At 48.4% G+C, this 24,327-nt stretch carries 21 protein-coding genes and 1 pseudogene; 10 read left to right on the forward strand and 12 right to left on the reverse strand.

All coding sequences use genetic code 11. The features are described 5' to 3' along the window. Window positions 1-59: 59 nt before the first annotated feature. Together DSM2777_RS14860 and trhO are read left to right on the forward strand one after the other, a co-directional pair. The gene (locus DSM2777_RS14860; protein ID WP_061554399.1) at window positions 60-614 is read left to right on the forward strand and encodes a helix-turn-helix domain-containing protein; all 555 of its coding nucleotides are present in this window, start codon (window positions 60-62) and stop codon (window positions 612-614) included. 177 nt (window positions 615-791) lie between these two features. Continuing rightward, the gene (trhO, locus tag DSM2777_RS14865) at window positions 792-1,841 is read left to right on the forward strand and encodes an oxygen-dependent tRNA uridine(34) hydroxylase TrhO (RefSeq protein ID WP_061554400.1); all 1,050 of its coding nucleotides are present in this window, start codon (window positions 792-794) and stop codon (window positions 1,839-1,841) included. 19 nt (window positions 1,842-1,860) lie between these two features. Here trhO and pdxR read toward each other — a convergent pair whose 3' ends face one another. Beyond that, a complete protein-coding gene (gene pdxR / locus DSM2777_RS14870) occupies window positions 1,861-3,333 on the reverse strand; it encodes a MocR-like pyridoxine biosynthesis transcription factor PdxR (protein ID WP_046457469.1) in 1,473 nt (490 codons plus the stop codon). 321 nt (window positions 3,334-3,654) lie between these two features. On the opposite strand from pdxR, the gene DSM2777_RS14875 reads away from it, so the two are divergent. Next, window positions 3,655-4,692 (forward strand): AI-2E family transporter, encoded by a 1,038-nt coding sequence (locus DSM2777_RS14875; RefSeq protein ID WP_046457470.1) that lies wholly within the window; start codon window positions 3,655-3,657, stop codon window positions 4,690-4,692. Between the two features lie 741 nt (window positions 4,693-5,433). Further along, window positions 5,434-6,975 carry a glycine betaine/L-proline transporter ProP gene (gene proP / locus DSM2777_RS14880; RefSeq protein WP_061554401.1) on the forward strand — a complete coding sequence of 514 codons (1,542 nt, stop codon included), beginning with the start codon at window positions 5,434-5,436 and terminating at the stop codon, window positions 6,973-6,975. A gap of 122 nt (window positions 6,976-7,097) precedes the next feature. On the opposite strand, the gene DSM2777_RS14885 is transcribed toward proP, so the two are convergent. The 4 genes from DSM2777_RS14885 to DSM2777_RS14900 form a co-directional block, all read right to left on the reverse strand. Further along, window positions 7,098-7,718 (reverse strand): LuxR C-terminal-related transcriptional regulator, encoded by a 621-nt coding sequence (locus DSM2777_RS14885; protein WP_061554402.1) that lies wholly within the window; start codon window positions 7,716-7,718, stop codon window positions 7,098-7,100. Between the two features lie 165 nt (window positions 7,719-7,883). Continuing rightward, a complete protein-coding gene (gene solA / locus DSM2777_RS14890; RefSeq protein ID WP_061554403.1) occupies window positions 7,884-8,996 on the reverse strand; it encodes an N-methyl-L-tryptophan oxidase in 1,113 nt (370 codons plus the stop codon). Window positions 8,997-9,199: 203 nt separating this feature from the next. Next, entirely contained in the window at window positions 9,200-9,454 is a 255-nt protein-coding gene (bssS, locus tag DSM2777_RS14895; protein WP_004092990.1) for a biofilm formation regulator BssS, read from the reverse strand. A 163-nt stretch (window positions 9,455-9,617) separates the two neighbouring features. Beyond that, window positions 9,618-9,905, reverse strand: a complete 288-nt coding sequence (locus tag DSM2777_RS14900; RefSeq protein WP_046457474.1) for a hypothetical protein — start codon at window positions 9,903-9,905, stop codon at window positions 9,618-9,620. A gap of 238 nt (window positions 9,906-10,143) precedes the next feature. On the opposite strand from DSM2777_RS14900, the gene tehA reads away from it, so the two are divergent. Beyond that, window positions 10,144-11,166 (forward strand): dicarboxylate transporter/tellurite-resistance protein TehA, encoded by a 1,023-nt coding sequence (tehA, locus tag DSM2777_RS14905; protein WP_061554404.1) that lies wholly within the window; start codon window positions 10,144-10,146, stop codon window positions 11,164-11,166. A gap of 190 nt (window positions 11,167-11,356) precedes the next feature. On the opposite strand, the gene dinI is transcribed toward tehA, so the two are convergent. Beyond that, window positions 11,357-11,605, reverse strand: coding sequence for a DNA damage-inducible protein I (gene dinI / locus DSM2777_RS14910; RefSeq protein WP_025797120.1), 249 nt, complete (start codon window positions 11,603-11,605; stop codon window positions 11,357-11,359). A 283-nt stretch (window positions 11,606-11,888) separates the two neighbouring features. Here dinI and aphA point away from each other — a divergent pair, with 283 nt between their 5' ends. Then, window positions 11,889-12,602 carry an acid phosphatase AphA gene (gene aphA, locus DSM2777_RS14915; RefSeq protein ID WP_046457476.1) on the forward strand — a complete coding sequence of 238 codons (714 nt, stop codon included), beginning with the start codon at window positions 11,889-11,891 and terminating at the stop codon, window positions 12,600-12,602. Between the two features lie 176 nt (window positions 12,603-12,778). Here the strand turns inward: aphA and DSM2777_RS14920 are convergent, their stop codons facing one another. The 4 genes from DSM2777_RS14920 to DSM2777_RS14935 all read right to left on the reverse strand — a co-directional run bounded on the left by DSM2777_RS14920 (window position 12,779) and on the right by DSM2777_RS14935 (window position 17,191). Beyond that, on the reverse strand, window positions 12,779-13,024 hold the full coding sequence (locus tag DSM2777_RS14920; protein WP_061554405.1) for a DUF2164 domain-containing protein: 246 nt from the start codon (window positions 13,022-13,024) through the stop codon (window positions 12,779-12,781). Continuing rightward, the gene (locus DSM2777_RS14925) at window positions 13,021-13,782 is read right to left on the reverse strand and encodes a DeoR/GlpR family DNA-binding transcription regulator (protein WP_046457478.1); all 762 of its coding nucleotides are present in this window, start codon (window positions 13,780-13,782) and stop codon (window positions 13,021-13,023) included. Before DSM2777_RS14925 ends, DSM2777_RS14920 begins: the two co-directional genes overlap by 4 nt. 72 nt (window positions 13,783-13,854) lie before the next feature. After that, window positions 13,855-16,287, reverse strand: coding sequence for a formate C-acetyltransferase/glycerol dehydratase family glycyl radical enzyme (locus DSM2777_RS14930; RefSeq protein WP_061554406.1), 2,433 nt, complete (start codon window positions 16,285-16,287; stop codon window positions 13,855-13,857). Window positions 16,288-16,291: 4 nt separating this feature from the next. Then, a complete protein-coding gene (locus tag DSM2777_RS14935) occupies window positions 16,292-17,191 on the reverse strand; it encodes a glycyl-radical enzyme activating protein (protein WP_061554407.1) in 900 nt (299 codons plus the stop codon). Window positions 17,192-17,349: 158 nt separating this feature from the next. Here DSM2777_RS14935 and fsa point away from each other — a divergent pair, with 158 nt between their 5' ends. Together fsa and kdgT are read left to right on the forward strand one after the other, a co-directional pair. Continuing rightward, window positions 17,350-18,015 carry a fructose-6-phosphate aldolase gene (gene fsa / locus DSM2777_RS14940; RefSeq protein ID WP_046457481.1) on the forward strand — a complete coding sequence of 222 codons (666 nt, stop codon included), beginning with the start codon at window positions 17,350-17,352 and terminating at the stop codon, window positions 18,013-18,015. 263 nt (window positions 18,016-18,278) lie between these two features. Then, entirely contained in the window at window positions 18,279-19,262 is a 984-nt protein-coding gene (gene kdgT, locus DSM2777_RS14945; RefSeq protein ID WP_061554408.1) for a 2-keto-3-deoxygluconate transporter, read from the forward strand. A 62-nt stretch (window positions 19,263-19,324) separates the two neighbouring features. Here the strand turns inward: kdgT and DSM2777_RS14950 are convergent, their stop codons facing one another. Both DSM2777_RS14950 and DSM2777_RS14955 read right to left on the reverse strand, forming a co-directional pair. After that, window positions 19,325-19,630 (reverse strand): YbdD/YjiX family protein, encoded by a 306-nt coding sequence (locus DSM2777_RS14950; protein WP_061555404.1) that lies wholly within the window; start codon window positions 19,628-19,630, stop codon window positions 19,325-19,327. Window positions 19,631-19,655: 25 nt separating this feature from the next. After that, a complete protein-coding gene (locus tag DSM2777_RS14955; RefSeq protein ID WP_061554409.1) occupies window positions 19,656-21,722 on the reverse strand; it encodes a carbon starvation CstA family protein in 2,067 nt (688 codons plus the stop codon). A gap of 385 nt (window positions 21,723-22,107) precedes the next feature. Between DSM2777_RS14955 and DSM2777_RS14960 the strand changes: the two are divergent. Continuing rightward, window positions 22,108-23,419 (forward strand): annotated as a pseudogene (locus DSM2777_RS14960) (NAD(P)/FAD-dependent oxidoreductase). 330 nt (window positions 23,420-23,749) lie between these two features. Continuing rightward, on the forward strand, window positions 23,750-24,289 hold the full coding sequence (locus DSM2777_RS14965) for a glycine zipper 2TM domain-containing protein (RefSeq protein ID WP_025797099.1): 540 nt from the start codon (window positions 23,750-23,752) through the stop codon (window positions 24,287-24,289). Window positions 24,290-24,327: the final 38 nt, after the last annotated feature.

Raw genomic sequence — 24,327 nt, forward strand, 5'->3', positions numbered from 1 at the left:
GCGCACGAAACAAGATTAGCATTGTGCGTTATAACGCACAACACCAATGAGAATAAATCATGACCGATCTTGCTCTTCATATTGGAAAAACGTTGCGTGAACTGCGTCAACGGCGAGGATGGAGTCTAGATAAAACGGCGCTGGCGACGGGGGTGAGCAAGGCCATGCTTGGGCAAATTGAGCGCGGCGAATCGAGTCCAACCGTCGTCACCTTGTGGCGGATCTCCAGTGGGCTACAGGCTTCCTTCAGTGAATTTCTCCCCCCGCAGTTGGTAGATGAAGAGCCTACGCTAAGCTTGCATCATGAAGATGAGGCGATTACCGCTCAAACCCAGCTTAGTTTTGATGCCCAACTGGGCTATGAAGTGCTTCTGATCACCTTGCATGCGGGGTGTATTCACAACTCATACGCGCACGAGCAAGGGGTTATTGAAGACATTCTCATGATCGATGGCGAAATAGAAGTACAGGTGAACGGCGTATGGCAGGCGGTGACAACCAGCAAGCCACTGCGCTTTGTTGCTGACCAAACGCACAGCTATCGCAATACGGGCAATCAAGCCGCTAAATTCTACAATATCGTTCATTACCCTCAATCGCGTGAGGATGAATAAGTAACCAGCAACATTTATTTATCTTTTTGTTAGCTATTTTTTAAATAACCACACGGTCTGTCGGTGGATTATTCATCAATGAATATCCATAATCGCCGCCCTATGGGGGCTGCCTCGGGTTATATGCCCGATGAGCCTGTGAGAATCTGAAAAACTAACATTGAGGAAATGAACACCATGCCAGTGTTACATAACCAAATATCCAACCAAGAATTAAAAGCCAAGATGTTGGCCGAAACTGAGCCGCGCACCACGGTTTCATTCTACAAATACTGCCGAATCGAAGAGCCACAGCTGTTTCGTGACGCTCTCTACATTGCGTTTCGTGATCTCGGTGTGTTCGGCCGTATCTACATCGCGCATGAAGGGATTAACGCACAGATTTCCGTTCCTGCAAGCCGCTACGAAGCGATGAAAAGCGCATTGTATCAGGCGCACCCTGATTTCGATGGGCTGCGAATGAACGTGGCGCTCGACGATGATGGAAAGTCCTTCTGGGTGTTACGTATGAAAGTTCGTGAGCGCATTGTTGCCGATGGTATTGACGATCCCAGCTTTAATCCTGCCAATGTGGGTCAATATCTAAAAGCGGCCGAAGTGAACGCCATGCTGGATGATCCTGATGCCGTGTTTGTGGACATGCGCAATCACTATGAGTATGAAGTTGGGCATTTCACCGATGCATTAGAAGTGCCTTCGGATACTTTCCGCGACCAGCTGCCGATGGCGGTTGATATGCTTCAGCAGGATAAAGATAAGAAAATCGTGATGTACTGCACCGGTGGGATACGCTGTGAAAAAGCCAGCGCCTATATGCTGCATAACGGGTTTAACAATGTTTATCACGTGGAAGGTGGCATCATTGAATATACCCGCCGTGCTCGAGAGCAGGGATTACCGCTGAAGTTTATAGGCAAAAATTTTGTCTTTGATGAACGTATGGGCGAACGTATCACCGATGATGTCATCTCCCAATGCCACCAGTGCGGGACGTCTTGCGATACGCACACCAACTGTCTGAATGATGGTTGCCATCTGCTATTTATTCAATGTCCGTCCTGCGCAGAAAAATTCAGCGGTTGCTGTAGTTCTGAATGCCAAGAAGAGCGAGCGTTGCCGGTTGAAGAGCAGCGGGCTCGCCGCGCTGGCCGTGAGAATGGCAATATGATTTTCAATAAGTCGCGCAGTAAGCCGCTTCGTTTGCGCATTCCTGGCAGCGACGAATAATCCGCAGAAATACTCTATCCTAAGCTTTGCCGGTGGACGAAATACCCAGTTCCCGGCAGGCTTTGCCAATAATCTCTAATGCTAACCGGATATGTCCCTGTGACAACGCGCTAAAGCCGAACAGCATCAGAGTATCCTGATTTTCTGCCAAATAGGCGTTCTCGGAACCATTGCACATGCTACCTAAGGTATCGAAACGCACGCCTTCGCGCAGGCAGCGTTCACGCAGTTGGCTAACGGTATGGGCAGATAGCGGCGTTTTTAACGTGATGTGCAGACCCGATGAGGTACCCAATAGCGTAGCTCGGGGGAATAGCGCCATTAATCCTTCACGTAACAATTTCTGGCGTGCGCCATATTCGATTTCCAGCTTGCGCAGATGGCGGTGATAACCCTGATCGTGCATAAAGTCGGCGAGGAATTGTTGATACAACCAGCTGGCACCGTGATTCCACAGGGCTTTCAGATTAAGAATTGGCGCCACTAATCGCTCTGGACACACCATAAAACCGATGCGCATGCCAGGTCCCAGCGTTTTTGAAAAACTGCTGAGATAGATAACGTTGTTAGCATTTTCCAATGATTTCAACGCCGGAAGAGGCTGTGTGCCGTAGAGAAACGTCGTATCGTAATCATCTTCAATCACGTAGGCGTTTGAGCGCCGCGACCAGTCCAACAACATTTTACGCCGCTCAAGCGGCAATGTTCCGCCCACCGGATATTGATGTGACGGTGTCACGTAAGCTAGCGCGCACTGCTGGTCTGGCAGGCCTTGGGTTTGCAACCCAAAATCATCAACCGGAATGGCGTGAATATGCGGGGTGCAGCTGCTGAACAAATTCCACGCGCCGGAATAGCAAGGGGACTCCACGGCAATATGCTCTTGCGGCGTTAATAGCGTGCGCGCAATCAGGGCTAAACCTTCTTGGACGCCGTTGGTGATGATGATGTGCTCTGCATCGGTATGAATGCCGCGCGCGTTAGCCAAGTATTTGACCAACTCTTGGCGCAATGACATCAGACCCGCAGGTGGGTGATAGCGCGTCATCAATAGATGTTTACTGCGCGAGGCTTTGTTATTCCAACTGCGCCAGCGCTGCCAGGGAAACGAGGATTCATCCGGATTACCCAAGCTGAAAAACATAGGGCTATCTACGTCAACGTAGGTGTCTGGAGCCTGAGTCTGCAAAACGCTGGGTGGATGATCTAAATCGCTTTGCGGTGTTTTAGACTCGGGAAGCTCTACGCGTGATGAAAGGATAACGTTGTATCCCACGCCTGGACGGCTGGCAATAAAGCCTTCGAGAACCAGTTTTTCATAAACGGCCGTAATGGTATTACGGGAAACCTGTAGCTTTTCTCCGAGCTCACGAATGGAAGGCAGGCGTTCGCCGTTCGTTAACACTCCGTTGTGCAGCGCCGTATGGATTTGCTGATAAATCTGTTTTTGCAGCGACAGAGAGTCGTGGCGATCGAGGTTAAACGACAGCATTCGGGATCCGGATCAAAGAGAATAAAACGCCAGTATACGTGATTCTAGCCAGCGGGATGGAGTATCCATCAATATGTTGACGCAAAATATATTACAATCAATTATTTAATTGCCACTATCAATGACCTCATTCATATTAATATTCTGAATTTAGTTGGTGGGTGGTTATCAAAAAATTCCTGCGATAATCTATAGAGAGTTACCGTATCTGGCTAGAGACAGCATCTGAAAAATGATGGGTGAGCAAGGGCTTGGATAGGCAACATGCGAACTGCCGGATCGGAAAGTGTCGATCAGGCTACATGACAACAAGGAATCACCATGTCCCGAACCGTATTAAGCGCGCAGGGTATTCGAATTGCGATTATGGCTGCGGCTCTGGTTATCGTCTTAGCCGGTGTAAGAGCCGCATCCGATATTATTGTGCCGTTTTTGCTGGCCCTGTTTTTGGCCATTATCCTTAATCCTCTGGTGACGGGGCTTATGCGGCTGCGTTTGCCACGCGCCGCGGCGGTTGGACTGGTACTGGTTATCATTATTCTGCTGCTGACGCTGATGATTGGTATGTTAGGCTCGTCGCTCAACGATTTCAGCCGAACGTTGCCGCAATATCGCGGCATGCTAGCCAGCAAGCTTGCTGCGGTTCAACATATTGCCGAGCGGTTGAATCTGAATTTTTCACCTATCGAGTTGGCTAATCATTTTGATCCCGGTGTTGTGATGAATATGGCCACGCGGATCGTCACCCAATTATCAGGGGCAATGTCGAGTTTATTTCTGCTGCTGATGACGGTCGTTTTTATGCTGATGGAAGTGCCTCATCTGCCTTACAAGCTACGAAAATCACTCTCTAATGCTGATGCGGGTATGGGAAGTATTCAGCGGGCGCTAGATGGCGTGACCCAATATTTGGCGTTGAAAACCGGTATCAGCGTTATTACCGGTGTCGTGGTTTGGCTGATGCTGCATCTGATGGGGATCCGCTTTGCCATGATGTGGGGCGTGTTGGCTTTTGTGCTGAACTATATCCCGAATATTGGTTCAGTGATTGCCGCCGTTCCACCGGTGATTCAGGCGCTGCTGTTCAATAGTTTTGGCGATGCCGTTATGGTGGCGTCAGGCTATATCATCATTAATATGGTGTTCGGCAATATCCTTGAACCCCGCGTGATGGGGCGTGGCTTGGGGCTTTCAACGCTGGTGGTGTTTTTGTCACTGATATTTTGGGGATGGCTACTTGGCCCTATTGGCATGCTGCTTTCTGTGCCATTAACTATCGTCGTGAAAATTTTGCTGGAGCTGACCCCAGTGGGATCGCGTTTTGCGGTTCTTTTAGGTGAGGGCGTTGAAGAGAAGTAGCCTGCGGCGAAGCCCTCTCTTCGCGAGAAAAGGGGGCAAGGCGGTTTTAGAAGTAAAGAAGATAAATATCTAACAAAAGCAGTAATAATGAAATAGCCAGATAAAAGATCAGATGATTTCGAACGTTGTTAATAATCACCTGAATTATTTTGTCAAACATACGTGCAACTCAAAAGTGCAGATTGAAAAAAGTATAAATTTTTATATCTAAAACCACAATCAGCAGATGATATTTCTGCTGGGTTTAACACATATATTTTTCTTGAAAATCCGGTCAAATTACCTGTCTTTTTTTGTCAATTTCTTAGCTAAAAATAGTGTCTGACAACGTCATATTCAGCATCGGTTTTAGCGTTGATTTTACATGGTTTACAGCGAACATAAGTAAAATGAAATTTAATCTAATGGCATGAATGTTAAGTTATTTTTTAATAATTACATCAAGTAATAACGTCCATAAATTACCGGAGTGAAGTGTTAGACAAAAAGTCAAAAACTTGACCAAAGTCACTAAAATGTGTAAATTAAAGATATGTAAAGGCGTCATGGAAAATAAAAAACCTGCTAAGGGAGCAGAAAATAACACGACAAAAAATAGGTAACTTTTAACGATTTCTCGTTAATGCTGCTGCATAGATCTCGCCTCACGCTGCGATCCGAAAATGGGATTAAGCCGTAATTACGGGGACGCGAAATCTATGGTGCTGCTGAGAATTAATTCAATGCACATCAAGGGTAACTATGACCGATCCTAAAGAGACTCTCGCGTCAGAAACGCGCGTGGCTAACGCACAGCCACATTCATCCCATCTTGCGTTTTGGCGCAAGAGTCAAAAGAAAAATCAAAAACCAGAAATGACCGTTGACGATATTACTATCGTCGACCGCAGCATGCTCAAGCGTGCAGTAGGCGCTGCGGCGTTGGGTAACGCCATGGAGTGGTTTGACTTTGGTGTTTACAGCTTTTTAGCTGTGACCATTGGTAAAGTCTTCTTCCCCAGCGGAAGCCCCGCAGCCCAGTTGATTGCGACCTTCGCCGCCTTTGCTGCTGCATTTTTGGTTCGCCCATTAGGCGGCATGGTGTTTGGTCCGCTCGGCGATCGCATTGGTCGCCAAAAGGTCTTGGCATTTACAATGATCATGATGGCGGTAGGCACATTCTGTATTGGTCTGATCCCAAGCTATGAAAGCATTGGTATTGCGGCTCCAATTTTGCTTCTGGTCGCTCGTTTGGTTCAGGGCTTTTCCACCGGCGGTGAGTACGGTGGTGCTGCTACGTTTATCGCCGAGTACTCAACGGATAAGCGCCGTGGCTTCATGGGAAGCTGGCTAGAGTTCGGTACATTCGGCGGTTACTTGCTAGGCGCGATGCTGGTGACGGCGCTGACGGCGATCATGCCCGAAGAAACATTGCTGGCATGGGGCTGGCGCATTCCATTCTTTATCGCGGCACCGTTGGGATTATTTGGTCTATACATTCGTTTGAAACTTGAAGAGACGCCGGCGTTCCAGAAGCATATGGAAAAACAGGAAGCCATTGAAGAAAGTAAGCCGAAGATGGGCTTGTTTGAAATGATGGGTACCTATTGGCAACAGATGCTGAAGTGTATTGGCCTCGTTCTGTTGTTCAACGTGTCTAATTATATGCTGACTTCCTATATGCCGAGCTACTTGACCGGCGTGCTGGGGCTGAGTGAGATCAGTGGCCTGATGCTGATTATGGTCGTCATGTTCATCATGATGCCAATGACGTTGCTGTGGGGCCATTGGAATGACCGTTTAGGGCGCAAACCCGTCATCATGTTTGGTGCCTTGGGGTTAATCGTGCTGGCTATTCCATCTCTGATGCTGATTGGTACGGGAAATATGTGGGCAGTATTTGCGGGTTTGATGATTTTAGGCGTGTTGCATACCTGCTTTAGCGGCACCATGCCATCTGCATTGCCTGCGCTATTTACCACGCAAACTCGTTACAGTGCTTTGGCAGTAGGCTTCAATATTTCGGTTTCATTATTTGGTGGGACGACGCCGCTGATGACGTCATGGTTGGTTTCGTCAACGGGTAACCAAATGGTTCCGGCTTATTATTTGATGGGGGCAGGCGTGATCGGTGTCGTCACCGTGCTGTTTATGCGAGAAACCGCGAGAAAGCCACTGCGTGGTTCGGCACCAGCGGTAGCGACCAAAGCGGAAGCTAAGGCGCTGATAAACAAATTACGTTTACGTCGCCAGAAAAAAGAGCAAGAGCTGGTCTTACAAAATAACGAAAGTACTGTAAATTAATGATGCTTATTAATTAATTATGATGTAAATATAAAACTATTGTTTTGTGAATTATATTATGAAAAGTAATTCCTTTTAAAAAAAGCCCGCGATGCATTCGCGGGCTTTTTTATGTCGCAGTTTTATTTTATTAAGCTAGGGGGAGGGCAGACGACATACTTAATGACATTATAGAGATAGCAGAATTCGAGCCGATTCCTTACATGCATTTTTTCGGTGATGTGTTGTTTATGCACATATACGGTTCGGCCACAGATGTTTAACTTACGTGCAATTTTGTGGTTTGGCATTTCCTCCATCCAATATTGGGTTATGGAGGCTTCACGATCTGTCAAAGCGGGATAGTTGCCAAAATATTGCTGTATGCTTTTATGCAGATCCGGCTTTTGATGTAATTCAGTAAAAACGGCAAGAAGTGACGTAAGTTTTTGTTTATTAATAATATATACATGACCATTTAATATAATAGGTTTGGTGCCATTCGGATAATCGGCATCGAGGTAAACAAATATTTTAACGTGTGAGTATTGTGAGAAAAATCTTATCAGAGAGGTGTCTTGCTCATTGATACGACAATAATCCGTCAGATTGACTAAAATAATATCAGGATTAGGTATATCTTTTTTCTCTAAAGCTTGAATCACTGAATTCACATGGTGAATATTTATACCCGCTTCTTCGGAAAAGTAACAGGATATACCCAGTCGTGTATAGAGACACTTGTCTACAACTAATGCGTTCATTCATCATCCTTGAAAATAACGTCTTATGTTTTGTGATATGGTTTATATAAACTTAACCTCTATAAGTTAGTGTTTTTAATATGTAGTTGTCAATTCTAAAATAACCATCACTGGTGATGGATTGTGCTATTAAATTATTGGCCCGCCATTTTCGCGGGCAAACAATTAAAATCGACTTATTTTGAAAGGAGACAAATCGAATGGAACAGGTTGGCCTGCCGCCTGAAGCGCAATAATCTCACCTAGTACGGTAGCAAATTTGAAGCCATGACCGCTTAAGCCAGTCACGACGCTGATCTGCGGTGAATGCGGAAGTGAGTCTAAAATGAAATCTTCATCTGGAGAAACATCATAAGTGCATACTTCACCGTGTAGACAGACGCCGACGCCGGGCAGAAATTGACGCAAAAAGCCAAATACTTCACTACCATCCTGTGTATTAGATCCAAATGGACGGCGCTGTTCGGGCGCGGTAATGGGTTGTCCACCATTATGTTTGCCTAGTTTTAGACCATCATTGTTATATGGGAAGCCATAGAACTGATCGCCTTCAGGCGTTTCAACCGTAAATGCAGGAAATTTATTGTTTTCGCTGTAGCGACCATCGGCTTGATACCAAGAGAACACTTTACGAACTGGGTTTATCGGCAACTCTGGCAGTAAGGCTTTTACCCATGTTCCGGCAGTAACAGCAACTCGACTTGCGCTAAATTCGCCCTCAGACGTGGTGATTTTTACCCCATTATCCTCAGGGGTAATTGCATCTACCTGACAGTTGAAGTGCAATTCAGCACCGGCCTCTGCGGCTTTCTCATTGAGAATACCCACGGCGAGCTCGGCTTTTAAATAACCGGCATTGGGTTCTAACAGGCCAATATAGCCATCAGGCACAGACCACTCAGGCCAGCGCTTTTGCAGCTGTTCGGCATCCATTTTCTCTACGGTCAGTCCGAACTGAGAAGCACTGTTTTCAGCATTACGCATGAATTCCGAGCTGGATGGCCCAATGTTAAGTACGCCGCTGCGGTGAAAAAGCTGTACGGCGGAAACTTCTTCTAGCTTATTCCAAAGCTCCTGTGCGCGTAGCACTAAGGGAACATACTTCTCACCTTCGCCATAGGCATGACGAATAATTCTGGTGTCGCCATGATGGCTACCATGCCGATGGGGCGGGGTGTGGCTATCTAGCATCAGAACTTTTAAGCCGGAAAGTGCAGCATAATAGCCCGCGGCGGCACCCACAGAGCCGCAACCGACAATAGCTAAATCGTATTTCATTAAGGGATCCTCCGTGTCATGGTTTTTCCATGAGTACACCAGCTTGATAACGATGAACGAATTCAGCGCAATCAATCTGGTTAAACAACATTTACGATCTATTTTACAACCTGATGATAACCTTTGCAGGTGTGCTGAGGGAAATTGAGACATAAAAAAACACCGCCTTGTGAGGGGCGGTGCTTTATTGGTGCGTTAATGTACTAATGTTTAAGGTAATCAATGTCTTGGTATTCCGAGGATTCTATCTTTTCAATTCCGGCTTCGAGGATGTCAATGAGCTGCCGTGCAACATCGGTGGTTAACCACAGGGTGCGATCCACTTCCGCTTTCTCAGGATCTTGATCGCGTGAAGAAAGATAATGCAGGCGGATCATAAGAGCATCATAGCTATCAACAGTACTGATATCCCAACCAACCACTGGGTGTGTCTGAATTACTTCATCTTTTCCGTTCATAAAGACCCCCTAAAACGTAGTGACTGTCGTGAGCTACTAACCAGGATCAATGTGTCTCATTAGATGAGCACTTTCAGTATACGCATCTAACTGTTTAAATGACGCATTTTTTGTGTGATTTGTTAAAAAATGTTTTCTGGTGATTTGTTAAACGTAGAACTGACTAGATATTGTGATCGTTTGGGATTGTCGCTGTCTCGCTGACGCCGGAATTACGTACCTCAAACTGCTCTGCAAGTTTGGCGAAGTATTCTTGCGTCTTAGTATCATATGTTTGGTTGTTGGCCTCCAATTTCAAGCTGTGGATCAATAATTGGCAGCTTTTTCCCTCAAGTCCAAAGGCTAAATAGGAAAATGCGGTTTCCAGCACGTTAATTCTACGCTGTTGATCGTGGATGAGTTCCAGTAGCTCACCAAACGTCATCGCATGTTCTGGATTGTCATTGTTCATTGATTGTTCTCCTACGGCGTATGTCCTAGAGTATGAAGACGAGTTAAACCACGGGTTTAAGTTAAGCCTAGTCCATCCTTTTATGCCAATACAATCAGATAAATGACCTAAACCCAGAGCGGGTGATGATAAAGCGTATTAAAAATGACACTTTGTCAGTTTTGTAGGATGAAAGTGGAAACACCGAAGGGATCATCCGCTATAATCGGCGTCCTGTTTTAGCTGTGTAAAAGTTCTTATGAATCGTTCGATAGAAAGCGCCGCCGAGCGCACTGAGCCTCGGGTGGTCAATATCCCCGCAGGATATTTTGGGATGGTGCTGGGCATCATCGGGATGGGATTTGCTTGGCGCTATGCGGCGACCATTTGGCCCATTTCTCCTTTCATTGGTGAAGGCTTGGTTGGACTAGCCACGTTGATCTGGCTCAGTTTGGCGTTGGCTTTTGTATATCGCCTTATACGCTACCCACAGCTAGTGATAGCAGAAATGCGTCATCCGCTGACCGGAAGTTTCGTTAGCTTATTCCCTGCCACCACAATGCTGGTTTCAATCGGCTTTGCACATTATTCGCCCACGCATCTTCTGGCTGACATCATGTTTGGGATCGGTGCCTGTGTTCAGCTGTGCTATGCCGCATGGCAAAGCGCGGGGCTGTGGAAAGGGGAGCATCCGGCCGAGGCCACGACACCGGGCTTATACTTGCCCACGGTGGCCAATAACTTTATCAGTGCCATGGCGTGTGGCGCATTGGGTTTTCACGATCTGGGCATTTTGTTCTTAGGCGCAGGGGTATTTTCGCGGTTGAGTTTGGAGCCTGCGATCTTACACCGTATGCGCAGCCATGGCGAAATGGCGAAGCCGGTGCGAACTTCGTTAGGTATTCAACTAGCTCCCGCGCTGGTGGCATGCAGTGCTTATCTCAGTGTTAATGGCGGACATACAGACTTTGTCGCCAAGATGCTGTTTGGCTATGGGCTGTTGCAGCTTATTTTTATGCTGAGGCTGATGCCGTGGTACATGAAGCAGCCTTTCAATGCTTCCTTTTGGAGTTTTTCATTCGGAATTTCGGCACTCGCAACCACGGCTCTGCATTTAAGTGTTGGCGAGCAGGATGGATTGTTTGCCGCGCTAGCGGTTCCCATGTTCGTTTTTACTAACGTTGTGATTGCTTTGCTGATGATTAAAACGGTGATTTTGCTGGTGCAAAAAAGGCTGATTCCTACGGTAGAAAGGCCTTGCTGTAAATCGCGGGAAAAGTAATTGCTATAAGAAAACAGTTGTGTGGATTGAAAGGCAAAAAAAAGCCGGGAAGCGACTCCCGGCCTACGTATTTTACTATCCGTAGGAATTGCCGATGGCTAACGGAGATGGAACGCTTAGCCTATTATCATTCAATGAATTAGGCTTATTATTGCGGCGTAAAAATATGTGTTTACACCGCGAAATAGTGTTATTCGCTAAATCCGTTATCGAACCAGTCATCGGCACTTTCCCACGTTTCTTGCAGGACTTCCTCGATGCGTTCTTTGTCGGATTTCAGTCCGCCCATAACGGTTAGCGTATTTGAGTTAGTCATTCGCACCTGCACTGCGGTATCAGGGTAGATATGATTTACTCGTTTTGAAAATTCGTGGTTTAATGCTTCCAGAGCACCGTCTGGCAGCTTGTTACGTTTATCCAAAGTCAATTCAATGCGCATGGTCGCCTCCGCATTCACAATATACTGTATATTTATACAGTCGAGATTCTGTTAACGCAATACTGTACAAGGACTATTTTTATTTTCTTTGTACTTCAACCAGTCACTTTTCTCGCAATATGCGAAGTTCTCCCAATTTGTCGGTTTATTACGCCCATCAATTTTGAACCAGAGCACGTTTTCTGATGTATTTGCTGCATACTATGAAGCGCGAATGTGACAAAACCCTAATCCGATATCCCACAGATGTGAATGTGAGAAATAACAAATAAAAGGAATATCCATGCGAAAGATTGCGGTTGCACTCAGTACGTTAGCTCTGGTTATCAGTTTAAGCCCATCGGCGCAGGCAAAAGTCTCTACAGATACGCCTCTTAATGCCGGTGTTACAGTGGCACAGTTGGCGCATCAGGCACCGATTCACTGGGTTTCAGTAACACAGATTGAGAATAGCCTACAGGGCATTCCTCCTATAGCAGTCGGTTTTGATATTGATGATACGGTGCTGTTTTCGAGCCCAGGATTTTATCGTGGGCAGAAAGAGTTCTCTCCGCAAGATCAAAGCTATCTGAAAGATCCCGCATTTTGGGAAAAAATGAATAACGGCTGGGACAGCTTCAGTATGCCTAAGCAGGTGGGGAAAGACCTGATTGCCATGCATCTCAAGCGCGGCGATAGCATCTATTTCATTACTGGCCGCAGCCCGACCAAAACAGAAACCGTGACGAATACCTTGCAAGAAGATTTCTCCATACCGGCAGCAAGCATGAACAGTGTGATCTTTGCAGGTGATCAACCGGGGCAAAACACCAAGATAAACTGGATCAAGGAAAAGCAGATTAAGGTTTATTACGGTGATTCGGATGGTGATATCACGGCGGCCCATGATGTTGGGATCCGGGGTATTCGCGTATTGCGTGCATCCAACTCAAGCTATCAGCCGTTGCCAAAAGCCGGTGCGCTGGGTGAAGAGGTTATTGTTAACTCTGAATATTAGTACTTTAGAAAAGATAATGTGATGGTTGATGAAGGTCGCTTTGACGATTGAGATTCACGGGGGCTACCGTAGGGTGGGGCGGTCCGGCAGCTAAAGCTGCTACGACCCCATCCCTACGGTTCCCCCTAATATCGGGCGTTAGAGTTCGCTATGAGTGCATGTATGGAGGTATGTTTTTAATCGACAGGCTTTTGCAGCCAAGTCAGGGTATCGACCAGATCTTCCGTTTTTTCTTCTACAACGCGCAGTGCGTCAGCCATCCCTTGGTTATAAAAATGTGCGCCGAGCTCTTTGGCAAAGAAATCCAGCAAGAACTCAGCATCAAAATCACCAACCTCAACGTCTAATTCAGCCTGTAGATATTTTTGTAATTTGTGGACCATCTGCGAGGTCTGTTCACGGCTGAAGGTGATGTCACTCATAGCGTTCCCTGCTCTTCATACACGATATCCAGTTGAATATTCATCTTTTTGAGATGGTTTCTGTATTCGTCGCTTAAACGGTAGTCTGTGATGACTCGATTAATTGCGTGAGTGGGCTGCAATGGGTTGGGATTAATTTGGCCGAACTTTGATGAATCTGTCAGCACAATGTTTTCCACGCCTTTGGCTAATACTGTGTTAGCAATATCGGCACGCATCATATCGCGACCAGTAAAGCCGGTTTCTGGATGAAAACCATCAATGCCGAGGAAGGCTTTGTTGAAATAAACCTGCTGGATGCACTGACGGGTTAATGGGCCAACCATCGTTTCACTGCGTTTTTGGTAGAGTCCACCCATCAAAATGACGTCACAATCTGTTTCTTTCAGTAGGTGCGCAATGTAGGTGCTTACGGTGACCAGCGTAACGCGTTTACGTTCAGCCAAATAACGAGCGAGAAGGGCATTGGTACTGCCGTTTTCAATAAAAATCGTTTCGCCATCGTTAACCAAAGATGCGGCATAGGCCGCCAATTTTTGTTTTAACGTGAAATTAATCATCATTCGAGCATCTACATCGTCGCTCTCTAGCGCCACGGCGTATCCATGGATGCGCTTTAGATAGTTACGTTTTTCCAAGAGATTTAGATCCTGACGGATCGTCACCTCTGAGACACCGGTATTACGCGCTAGATCGGCCACGCTAACGCGGCGTATATCGTTGACATATTGGAGAATAGCTTGCTGTCTTGAATTCATGAGTTCCTTGGCTTAACGAGCTAATATATCGGTGGCCGAAACCACCGATAGCTTTGTGCTTAATCGCCTACATCAAAGCGTATGTTCGGTACGCGCGATAATATCATCCTGAGCGTCAGGAGATAAGGCTGTAAAGAACGCTGAGTAGCCCGCCACGCGCACCACAAGATCGCGATATCGCTCTGGATGGGCTTTGGCTTCCAGCAGTGTTTCGCGTGAAACGATGTTGTACTGCACGTGCCAGCCTTTATGCACTTCAAAGAAAGTGCGTAGCATCAGCATCAGTTTTTCTCGATCGCGCGTATTTTCCAGCGTGGCCGGATTGAGTTTCTGATTCAGCAATACGCCACCTAGAATTGCGGCGGTGGGGAGTTTGCCTAAAGAGTTAAATACCGCCGTGGGCCCAAGATGATCGGTTCCCGATGCCGGGCTTGCGCCTTCCGCCAGCGGCGTTTTGGCTTTGCGTCCATCCGGCGTAGCCTGCGTGGCTGCACCAAAAGGCACGTTGGCCGAAATGGACGAGGTTCCCGCATAATAGGTGCCGCCGATCGGACCACGACCAAAACGCGTATTATGGTACTGTTTCAGTTCATCAATATAGGTCTGATAGGCACGAACCAGCAAGTTATCTACGTCATCTTCATCGTTGCCATATTTCGGCGCATTGTTCATCAGCCGCTGGCGTAACAGTTCGCCGTCTAAACCATCAAAGTCATTTTCCAGCGCTGCGGCAAGCTGTTGCTGGCCGATAACACCTTGCTCGAAGACCAACTTACGCACTGCGGCTAAGCTGTTACCGAGGTTGGCGATACCGACCTGTAGGCCAGAAACCCAGTCATATTTGGCGCCGCCTTGTTTCACGCTTTTGCCTCTTTCGATGCAATCATCAACCAGCGCAGAGCAGATAATGTCATGGGCGTTTTCTTCAAGCACGGTATCTACAACGCATTCAATTTCAATTGATTTACGGGTGTAGTAACGGATCTGCTCGTCCCACGCGTTCATAACCTGATCGAACGTTTCAAAGTTACCTTTAGATAAGGCTAACTCTTGCGGTAGAAATATCTTTTGGCTGGTGGCATCGCGGCCTTGTTCTAATGCCGCGAGCATCACTCGGGCAAAGTTGATGAAGCTCATACCGGTGCAGCGATATCCCCATTTTCCGCCAACGGCGGTTTCGATACAGCCAATAGCGGCATAATCGTAGGCATCCTGCGGCTCAACGCCCAGTTTGATAAATTCAGGGATCACAATTTCATCGTTATTAAATGCTGGCATACCAAAGCCACAACGAATGACCTGTACGCAGGCGTCCAGGAAATCATTGCTTATTCCTGCATGGTAGCGAACGCTGAGGTTCGGCTGCGTGGAGCGTAAACGTCCGCAGGATTCTAAAACGGTGTAGGACAAAGGATTGACGGCATCCTGTGGCTGACCGTTTACCAGCTTTTGGCCGCCGATGGTGACGTTTTGGTAGAGCGGACTACCGGCAGAGGCTTTGGAGTGTGAGCCTGAGCGAATTTTATTCACTTCCAACAATTTCAGCCAGCAGCCGTGCAATAACTCAATGGCAAATTCGCGGCTGATGTTTTGTTGCAGCTCCACGTCGCGGCGATACCATGGATAAAGGTATTGATCGAGACGACCAAATGAAACCGAATGTCCGTTGGATTCGATCTGTAACACTAGTTGCATGAAGTAGCAGAACTGTAGCGCTTGCCAGAAGGTTTGCGGTGGCTGATGTGCTATTAGCTCGCAGTTTTCAGCAATATGGCGCAGTTCAGCCTGACGCTCAGGTCGATTCTCTTGCTCTGCCATACTTTTCGCCAGCTCGGCGTAACGTAAAATATGATCGCTAAGGGCGCTTAGGGCGATATCAATCGACTTTAGAAACTGCTCCTTGTGCAAATCTTCCCAGTCGGTGAGCTGCAAACGGCTGCGGCGTTCGTCGACTTTATCACGCAGCCCGTCGAGTCCTTTTTCCAGCAGCAGAGGGAAATTGACTGCCAGATGGGCATCACCGGAGGTCATGTTGCCTTCTGCTTTAATGATACCGGTTGATAGCAGGGCTTTTTGTTCGTCGGTAAACATGCCGTAGCAGCGGTCTTGAACGGTTTGCCCTCGCCACCACGGGCAGATTTTATGTAATACCGCCTTATTCTCTTCTGAGACGGAGAATCCAGCGCCGGGGCGATCTGCTAACTCGTCAATTTCCTGCTCAATCCAACTGACCGTATATTCAGGAAATATTGGCGCGGCGCGTACTTCACTGGCCTGATTACCGATGATCAGCTCATCATGTTTAATCCAGATGGTGCGTTGCTGGAGATGATGGGCTAACGCCAGCGCCCTACGCACGGGCAGAGGCTTATCCTGATGCTGCTGGTACATGTCGGTGTAATGCTGTGCGCGTTCAGTACATACCGGTGGCTTAACGATGTGGATCAGCGCCTCTTTGTGTGCGCGAATACGTGGCGACAGCGAAGTTAGATCGAGTTGGGTCATGGCATTATCCTCGTAGCAGAGCGGTAAGGCCTTTGCCGCGGGCATATTGCTGCGCAAAGTCCAGTAACTCTGGGTTATCCAATGGTTTATCCGCCGCTAAATAAGGCATATCCAGTAGGCGGTATTTATTGATGCCGAGCGTGTGGTAGGGCAGAAAATGAATTTCTTTGGCACCGAGATCGTCGGCGGCAAAATCGGTGATTGTGCGAATAGACATTTCATCGGCGTTAAAATCGGGAATGAGGGGAACACGGATCGTCATATTGACGCCGTGCGCGGCGAGGCGACGGAAATTGTCCATCACGCGCTTGGCAGAACCATCAGTCCACTGTTTAAAGGAGTTGGCGTTAACGTGTTTTAAGTCGGCTAGCAAGAGATCTAGAAACTCAAGGCTTGGCTCGATGTTATGCCAAGGCACATGCAGACAAGATTCAACGGCAGTGTGAATTTGGTGGTGATGGCTACGCTGCAACAATTCGGCACAAGCTTCGGGCTGCATGAACGGCTCCCCGCCTGAAAGGGTGATCCCGCCGCCGGTGCGCTGATAAAAAGGCAAATCGCGCAGCACTGTGCCCATCACCTCATCCAGATCCAGCGCCGAACCGCACACGGACAGCGCCCCCGTTGGGCAACATGTTTCCAGACGATCTAAATCGCGCTCAGAGATCGCATGACGATCGATCGTTATGCGGCTATTCACTCGCTGAATGGCGTGCGGCACGCACTGTTCGCAGAGTTGGCACCCATCCAAGCATAATCTTGCGTCATACAGCACTTCACGGGCGCGTGAACGGCTTTCCGGGTTTTGGCACCAACGACACGCTAAAGAGCACCCTTTCAGAAACACCACGGTGCGGATCCCGGGGCCATCATGAGTCGAATAGCGCTGCAAATTAAATAGCATACGGACTCCGAAGGTATAATTTGTGTTCGTTTTCTTCTAATGAAGATTAATGCACTTTCGAATGAAAGTTGAATTGACATTGATCAACTGCTACTGCGTTTAATGCTTTATAGTGAACGCAATCAGACGTTGAGCACATTTTCGATAGGGGGAAGTGAATGGAACTGTATCTGGATACGGCCGATGTCATTGCGGTGAAAAGATTGGCGCGTGTTTTACCCTTGCAAGGGGTGACAACCAACCCGAGTATTATTGCCAAAGAGGGTAAATCTGTTTGGGAAGTGTTACCGGCTTTGCGGGATGCGCTGGGCGGTTCGGGTAAACTTTTTGCGCAGGTGATGGCTAACGATTCGGAACGCATGGTGACGGAAGCCGTTATGCTGACCGAGCGAATTTCTGGCGTGATCGTGAAAATCCCGACCACGGCAGAGGGGCTAGCAGCCATCAAACAGCTGAATACAATGAATATCGCCACGCTTGGTACCGCGGTATATGGTGCAGGCCAAGGTTTGCTGGCGGCTATGGCCGGTGCTGCCTACGTTGCTCCTTACGTTAATCGGGTCGATGCGCAGGGCGGTGATGGTATTGGCATGGTGCGCGATTTACACCAATTGCTGAAGATGCATGCGCCAAACTCCCGCGTGCTGGCGGCGAGCTTTAAAACGCCGCGTCAGGCGCTGGACTGCATGCTGGCCGGTTGTGAAGCGATCACGTTGCCGGTGGATATTGCGGAACAAATGTTGCTAAGCCCAGCGGTGCAGTCTGCGGTTGAGAAATTTGAGCAAGATTGGCAAGGTGCGTTTGGTACCAATCTGTTGGGATAATGTGTGTTGTCTACAAAGAACGGCGTCTACGGATGCCGTTTTTTTATGTCTATCGTTTGGCTCATCGAGAATAATGTGATTTTGATCTTAATTTAAAACTAAAGACCGTTAAAAATAAAACAGCGTTTTATTTGTAGGTTTTCGATCACATTTATCATCCCCATAAATGCGTATTGTCCTGCCCACGACGTTATTGGCTGATGTCATCCAACGCTGCTGTTTGGAGGTCAGTCTTTCTTATTTAATGACAGGGTGGGGTTCACATGCATATCAAACGCGCGATAGAAAAAGTACCTGGCGGTATGATGCTGGTTCCGCTATTTATTGGGGCGATTTGCCATACTTTTGCGCCCGATGCGGGCAAGTATTTTGGCTCGTTCACCAATGGCCTAGTGACAGGAACCGTGCCTATTCTGGCCGTGTGGTTTTTCTGCATGGGAGCCTCTATCAAGCTCAGCGCAACGGGCACCGTTCTGCGTAAGTCCGGCACGTTGGTGGTGACTAAGATTGCGGTTGCATGGGTGGTTGCTGCGATTGCTTCACGTGTTTTACCGGAGAACGGCGTCGAAATTGGTTTCTTTGCTGGCTTATCCACGCTGGCGCTGGTCGCCGCCATGGATATGACGAACGGCGGGTTATACGCATCGATCATGCAGCAATATGGTACCAAAGAAGAGTCAGGGGCTTTTGTCTTAATGTCTCTGGAGTCTGGGCCGTTGATGACGATGGTGATTTTGGGTACCGCAGGTATCGCGTCGTTTGAGCCTCACGTTTTCGTAGGTGCGGTCTTACCCTTCCTGATTGGCTTTGGCTTGGGGAATCTTGACCCAGAACTGCGTGACTTCTTCAGTAAAGCGGTTCAAACGCTGATTCCGTTCTTCGCTTTTGCACTGGGCAACACCATTGATTTAGGCGTGATTGCACAAACGGGATTACTGGGCATTCTGCTCGGCGTGGCCGTCATTATCATCACCGGTATACCGCTTATCTTTGCCGATAAATTAATCGGAGGCGGTGATGGTACGGCCGGTGTTGCTGCGTCCAGTTCGGCAGGCGCGGCGGTAGCAACCCCAGTGCTTATTGCTGAGATGGTGCCTGCGTTCAAACCCATCGCCCCAGCGGCGACAGCTCTGGTGGCAACCTCGGTTATCGTTACCTCAATACTGGTTCCGATCCTGACGGCAATGTGGTCTAAACGAGCGAAAAGTCTGTTAGCAATGAAGAGCATACCTCTGGCGATAAAATAGAATAAACCTCGATAAAAAAACCGGCCAACTGGCCGGTTTTGACGTTTATAAGCGTGTAATCTTCAGCATGGGCATTTACCCAATTTTCCGCCCTTGCTCGGGAAACGCGCTTCTAAACAATAGCGATGAAATTCACGCTCGGTCATGGGCGTATTTTCGGGATGATGCAGTTGCTGGTGGCGTACATAGTTCTGATAGTCCTGCACGCCAACCATCAACCGAAAGCTTTGTGCGGCTCTCCGATACATCAGTTTTACCCACTGCCACGTAGACGTCGGGTGTGATTCACCCAGCGACAGCGGCAAGCAGCGCAGGATAACCATGTTTGGCTGCGCCTGTCTTTTCCACGGCAAACCGGTTTTGATCATCATGCTCGCTTTGATATCACGTTCATCAGCCATGTGATTTTTCCTCACGCAATGCGGGTGTGGTTTCATGTACCGTTGGCTGATTGGCATTGAGCGCACGACGAATAACAAAGAAAGCTGAAAAAAGCATGGTGACGGCAACCAACATAAAGAAACCGCACAGCGCGGCGTTGATGTAGTTGTTCATCACAATAGTTTCCATATCTTTGATGGTTTTCGCCGGTGCAATCAGGGTGCCTGAATCGATGCCTGCGGAGAATCGTTTGGCCTGCGCCAAGAAACCAATACTTGGTTTTTCATGGAAAATCTTCTGCCAGCCCGCAGTCATTGAGGTAACGAATAACCAGACCGTTGGCAGAATAGTGACCCATGCGTAGCGTTGTTTTTTCATCTTGAACAGCACGACCGTGCCAAGAATTAACGCCATCGAGGCTAGCATTTGGTTACCGATACCAAACAGCGGCCAGAGCGTATTAATTCCCCCTAGCGGATCAACTACGCCTTGATAAACGAAGAAGCCCCAACCAGCCACGGCTACCGTGGTGCCTGCCAAGTTGCCAAACCAAGAACGGTTGTTGGCCAAGCTAGGAATAGCAACGCCAACCAGATCTTGCACCATAAAACGACAGGCGCGTGTACCGGCATCCACGGCGGTCAGAATGAACAGTGCTTCAAACAGAATGGCAAAGTGATACCAGAACGCCATCATGGCGCGGCTGTTGAAGACTTCCGTGATGATATGCGCCATACCAACGGCAAAGGTCGGTGCGCCCCCGGCGCGTGACAGAATGGAATTCTCACCCACGTCCTTGGCGATCATGGCCAGCGTTTCAGGGGTAACGACAAAGCCCCAGCTATTAATCACCTGTGAGGCGTTTTCAACCGTTGTGCCGATCAGCGCCGCAGGGGAGTTCATGGCGAAATAGACGCCAGGGTCGATAACCGAAGCACAGATCAATGCCATGATGGCGACGAATGATTCCATCAACATGGCACCATAGCCGATAAAGCGAATATGGCTTTCGCGCTCGATAAGTTTAGGCGTAGTGCCGCTGGAAACCAACGCATGGAAACCAGAAATGGCCCCGCAGGCAATGGTAATAAACAAGAATGGGAATAGGCTACCGGAGAATACCGGGCCAGTGCCGTCAATGAAGCGGGTGACCGCTGGCATTTTCATTTCAGGCGCAGCAAAGACAATCCCCACGGCTAAACCGGCAATTACCCCAATTTTCAGGAAGGTCGATAAATAATCGCGCGGCGCTAGCAGCAACCAAACCGGCAGCACGGAGGCAATGAAACCGTAAATGACTAACACCCACGTCAATGTGGTGCCGTGCAGAGTGAAGAACGGTCCCCAGTACGGATGCATAGCGATATCGCCGCCGTAGATAATCGCGGCCATCATCAGAACAAAGCCAATGATTGAGACTTCCGCAATTTTCCCTGGGCGCAGATAACGCATATATACGCCCATAAACAGAGCGATAGGGATTGTGGCGGCAATGGTAAACAGTCCCCATGGACTGTCAGCTAAGGCTTTAACCACCACCAGAGCTAGAGCGGACAGGATGATAATCATCACGCCTAATGCGCCGAGCATGGTGATGACGCCTGCAAAAGAGCCCAACTCTTGTTTAGCCATTTCGCCCAGCGAGCGGCCATCACGGCGAGTTGAAATAAAGAGGACTAAAAAGTCCTGCACCGCACCGGCCAGCATGACGCCAACTAAAATCCAAATCGTGCCGGGTAAAAAGCCCATTTGTGCTGCCAAAATGGGGCCGACTAACGGACCTGCTCCCGCTATCGCGGCAAAGTGATGCCCAAACAGCACCCACTTGTTGGTTGGCACGTAGTCCAAACCATCGTTGTGGCGCTCGGCGGGCGTTAAGCGACGATCGTCGAGTTCAAACACTTTTTCAGCGATGAAAAGACTGTAAAAACGATAGGCGATGCTGTAACAGGCGATAGCGGCTATCACCAGCCACACCGCGTTAATATGTTCACCACGGCTCAGCGCTAGCATGCCAAAAGCATAAGCGCCGATTAACGCCACCAATAGCCAAATCAGGCCGGATCGGACGTTCTTCATTGTACGGCTCCTTCGTATAGGGGGAGAGGTATCGATTTCTTGTTGTAAGAGAGGTTTGGAGACTAGGCTCGCATGGTTAAATAAAGGTTAAAAACTGGGCTTTGTCATGTTGATGATTCGAGTAGGCGATAGAAGTGTGAAGGGCGTCTGATTTGTAATGATTACGTTGAAAAACAACTCAAATTTGTGAGGGAGTGATACATATCGCCCAAGGAATAAACATAAAAATTGATGTGCATCAATTTTGGTATGACCAAATGACCTGTCGTGTTATTCTTTGCTTAGAAAATTGAATTAACCTGAGTGAACCATACGTAAAATAAGGGTATTGGATATTTACCGTTAATTAACTATTGGTTTACATTTTTTACCAAGGGAGAAAGCTTTGAGCGCATCTAAGAAAAAAATCGTGATTGTCGGCGGTGGTGCGGGCGGTCTCGAGCTGGCAACCAGTCTGGGCCATAAACTCGGTCGCAAAGACAAAGCGGAAATCATTCTGATTGACCGCAACCATAGCCACTTGTGGAAACCATTGCTGCATGAAGTTGCTACCGGATCGTTGGATGACGGCGTGGATGCGCTGAGCTATTTAGCTCATGCGCGTAATCACCACTTCACTTTCCAATTAGGGTCGCTGACCAACATCGATCGCGCTGCGCAGCAGCTGACGCTGGCAGACATTCGCGACGAGCAGGGCGAAATTCTTGTACCGCAGCGCGAGCTGTCGTATGACATTTTAGTGATGGCGCTGGGCAGTACCTCGAATGATTTCGGTACGCCAGGCGTGAAAGATAACTGCATTTTCTTAGATAACCCGCATCAGGCGCGTCGTTTCCACAACGAAATGCTGAACCTGTTCCTGAAGTTCTCGGCGCAAAAAGATAAAGCGGCGAAGGTGAATATCGAATATCGCGATTGTGGGCGGCGGCGCGACCGGCGTTGAACTGTCTGCGGAGTTACATAATGCGGTTAAGCAATTGCACAGCTATGGTTTTGAAGGCCTAAGCAGCGAAGCGCTTAATGTGACGTTGGTTGAAGCAGGCGAACGAATTCTGCCTGCGTTGCCGCCACGAATCTCTGGCGCGGCACACAGCGAACTGACCAAATTAGGCGTGCGTGTTCTGACCAAAACCATGGTCACCAGCGCAGATAAAAATGGCCTCAACACCAAAGATGGCGAATTTATTCCTGCCGATCTGATGGTGTGGGCGGCGGGTATCAAAGCGCCTGATTTCATGAAAGACATCGGCGGTTTAGAAACTAACCGTATCAACCAATTAGTGGTTGAGCCAACATTGCAAACCACGCGTGACCCGAATATCTTCGCGATTGGCGACTGTGCATCATGCCCGCAGCCATCCGGTGGATTTGTTCCTCCGCGTGCTCAGGCTGCGCACCAGATGGCTTCCCGCTGCTACGCCAACATTTTGGCGCAGCTCAAAGGCGGCAACATGAAGCCTTACGTGTATAAAGACCACGGTTCACTGGTTTCTCTGTCTAAATTCAGCACCGTTGGTAGCCTGATGGGTAACCTGATGCGCGGTTCAATGATGGTGGAAGGGCGTATTGCACGTATGGTTTATATCTCGCTATACCGCATGCACCAAATCGCGCTGCATGGCTATATCAAGACTGGGCTTATGATGCTGGTGGGGGGGATCAATCGCGTGATCCGTCCGCGTTTGAAACTGCACTAATGCACTGATGAACCTATTGTTGGACATGAAACGGCTCTAGTTAGAGCCGTTTTTTTTGGCTGAAATCCAGCCCGTTTTTACTTAAGGGCAACGTTGCCGCGATAGGAACTTTCCCAAACAAGGGCTATCAACGTATTTGGTTATGTTGTCTGATTGTTGCAGTGAATATTCCTATGCAAACTATCTCCTATAAGTTAGGTGAAGCACGCACACCGAGCGAAAAGTACAAAAATTTTCGCATCGTTATGAACTCGTGACGTTCATAAACCGTGACGTTCGTAAACATCGTGTTCATCACTATTGCGTGAGTCTATTCAGGAGGAGTGCCCTGTGAATAAATCAATGTTGGCAGGTGTTGGTATCGGCGTAGCCGCGGCGTTAAGCGTTGCCGCAGTAGCAAGTTTAGACGTGTTTAGTACAGGCCCGCGCTATGCGCAGGTACTCTCAGCAACGCCGATTCACGAGTCAGTGAAGACCCCACGACAGCAGTGCCGCAACGTGACCGTGACGCATCGCCGTCCGGTACAGGATGAAAACCGAATCACGGGCTCAGTGCTTGGCGCGGTGGCCGGTGGGGTGTTAGGCCATCAGATCGGTAACGGACGCGGCAAAGATGTGGCGACCGTGGTTGGAGCGTTAGGTGGTGGTTATGCCGGTAATCAGGTTCAGGGCGCAATGCAGAACAACGACACCTATACCAGCACCCAGCAGCGCTGTTCTACCGTTTACGACAAATCGCAGAAACTGTTGGGCTACGACGTAACCTACAAAATTGGCGATCAGCAAGGTCGGGTTCGTATGGATAAAGATCCGGGCACCCAGATCCCCGTTGACCGTAACGGCCAGTTAGTACTGAATCAAAGCGTGTAAGAGTTCGATAGCGCATTCAGATAAAAAATGGGGAGCTT

The organism is Obesumbacterium proteus, from assembly GCF_001586165.1.
Lineage (GTDB): Bacteria > Pseudomonadota > Gammaproteobacteria > Enterobacterales > Enterobacteriaceae > Hafnia > Hafnia protea.